We start from the raw sequence: 2456 nt of genomic DNA, 5'->3' as shown, positions 1-2456 counted from the left end.
CAAATTTCCGGTGCGATTTCTAATTCGTCATGCGCCTTTGCCAAGGTACGATTCTGGCGCTGGAGGTGACGGCTTTTCTCCGGACGTAGCCCGGATGGAGCGAAGCGAAATCCGGGAACAGAAGTGGGACCGGCCCCGGATTGCGCTGCGCTCCATCCGGGCTACGGGTCTGTGCGGCCTCCGGAGCGTTGCGCCTGAACGCTAAATTGTTAAGCCGGATCAACGCGATTCTACCCGTCCAGTCCTGCGCGCAAAAATATTCCGCTTTCCCCGTCGGGCAAATCAACTCTACAACTCGCCCCGTCCTGTCCCACAGAGGGGCGTATCGCGATCGTCACGAACGCGGGATGGGATGCGGTGGACGCGGATGCGCGCTTGACGAAACGCGCTGAAGCGGACGGCGAAGTCGTGTGGTCCTGATGCCTCGACGCCGGCGTCAAGTCTTGCGAGAAGACGCGCAAGATGACGGTGACAAACAAGCCCGATCACCGGGGAGAGCACGAAGTAAGCCGTAAAACCATTCGCGTGCGGGAATGCCGGGTTTAACCGGTGAACTCGTGGTGACTACACTCGTGTGCTTTCTACATTGCACGCGAGGCTGCGGGTGCATCGGCGCCCGGCATTCCCCACGCCCTCTGATTTCAGGGCGGAAGATTAACGCACACCTCGGGCGCCTCGCGCCGCGAGAATGCGTACGTGTGTCTCTCGCTCGATGTGTGTCTCTCCGTCATGTATGGACGGCCCCCTCTCGGCAAGGGCTTTTTTGGCTTCCGGCGAAGGATCGGGGAGCGGTCATGTATACGGCCTCGAGATGCGGCCAGTGACCGCGGGCCCTGATGGAGATCGCGGATCGAATTCCAATCATTGCGGCGCGCTATGACGCGCGATGACGAAGCGGAGTGTTTCGATCCCGGTTTCCTGACCATTTGCCATCACACCTTAATTACCCTTCCGATAGGAGTGCGCGCGAGCGCGGCGGCTGTCGCCCCTCGACTAGGCAGCAGCCGGCGCGCTCGCGCGGTCGCGGTACGGTTCTCCCTTGACCAGCATGGCCCAGAGGATCCGGGCGGTCTTGGCCGCGAGCGCCACCATCACGACTTTGTAGGGCCGGCGCGCCAGCAGGTCGCGCAGCCAGGGATCGCTGACGCCGCGTCTTTTCTGCTGTCGCAGATGGGCGCTGGCGCCGCTGATCAGCAGAGCTCGCAGCATGCGGTCGCCCTGTTTGGAGATGCGCCCGGGACGGTGCTTGCCGCCGGTACCGTGATCGCGGCCGGTCAGCCCGATCCAGGCGGCAAAATCCCGGCCGCTGCGGAACACTTTCGCATCAGGCACTTTGGCCAAAACCGTGCTGGCAATGATCGGGCCGACGCCCGGCACTTCCATCAGCCGGCGGGCCTGGCGATCGCCGCGGGCGGCCTTGGCGATTTGTTGTTCAAGGGCGCGCTCGTCCGCATCGAGCGCCTGCCAGTGCCGGGCCAATATCAGCAGCGCACTGCGCATTACTTCCGGGATGTCTTCGCTCGGCGCTTCCAGCTTGGCCATCAACTGCCGCAACCCCTCCATCCCCTGTGCCGCCACGATCCCAAGTTCGCTCAGGCAGGCCCGCAGCGAGTTCGCTATCATGGTGCGTTGCCGGACCAACAGCGCGCGGGCGGTGTGAACAGCCATCGTGGCCTGCTGCTCCACGCTCTTCACCGGAACGAACCGCATCGTCGGACGGCCGACCGCCTCGCAGATTCCTTCGGAGTCCCGGCCATCGTTCTTGTTGCGCTTCACATAGGGCTTCACGTAAGCCGGCGGCATCAATCGTACCTGGTGGCCATAACGCCCGATTACCCGCGCCCAGTGGTGCGCGCTGCCACAGGCCTCAATGCCCACCGTGCACGGCGAAAGCTGCGCAAAGAACTTCTCCACGGCGCCGCGGCGAAGCTGACGCCGCAGCACCACTTTTCCCGATCCATCGACTGCGTGAACCTGGAACACGTTCTTCGCCAAATCCAAACCGACTATGCTAATCTCGCTCATGGGCGGCCTCCCTGTCTGGTCGAATCAATATCTCCAGTCTGGCACATCGATGCCGTCGGGGGCCGTCCACCCCATCATTGCGAGTGCAACGAAGCAATCCACAGCCACAAACAAAGAGTGGATTGCTTCGTCGCTTCGCTCCTCGCAATGATGGGGTGGACGGCCCCCGACGGCATCGATGTGCCAGACTGGTGATGTCGATTCGACCAGACAAGGGAGCCGTCCATGAGCGAGATTAGCATGATTGGGGTGGATTTGGCGAAGAACGTATTCCAGCTCCACGGGGTTGATGCGTCGGGCAAGGTGGTTTTGCAGAGGCAGCTTCGACGCGGCGCGGTGGAGAAGCTGTTTGCGCAGCTTTCGCCCTGCACGGTGGGGATAGAGGCGTGCGGGAGCGCGCATCACTGGGCTCGCGTGATCGGCCGTTACGG

The 2456-nt window shown here is 62.7% G+C and carries 1 protein-coding gene and 1 pseudogene; one reads left to right on the top strand and one right to left on the bottom strand.

The window, feature by feature from the left end; genetic code table 11:
- Positions 1 to 993: 993 nt before the first annotated feature.
- On the bottom strand, positions 994 to 2025 hold the full coding sequence (locus tag VGP39_RS14755; RefSeq protein WP_327568842.1) for an IS110 family transposase: 1032 nt from the start codon (positions 2023 to 2025) through the stop codon (positions 994 to 996).
- A 225-nt stretch (positions 2026 to 2250) separates the two neighbouring features.
- Here VGP39_RS14755 and VGP39_RS14750 point away from each other — a divergent pair.
- Positions 2251 to 2456, top strand: a pseudogene (locus VGP39_RS14750) (IS110 family transposase); the annotation flags it as partial.

The sequence above is a fragment of the Bradyrhizobium sp. genome (assembly GCF_036009065.1).
Classification (GTDB): Bacteria; Pseudomonadota; Alphaproteobacteria; order Rhizobiales; family Xanthobacteraceae; genus Bradyrhizobium.
The sequence above is the reverse complement of the archived record's forward strand: the minus strand, read 5'-3'. Positions and strand labels throughout refer to the sequence as shown.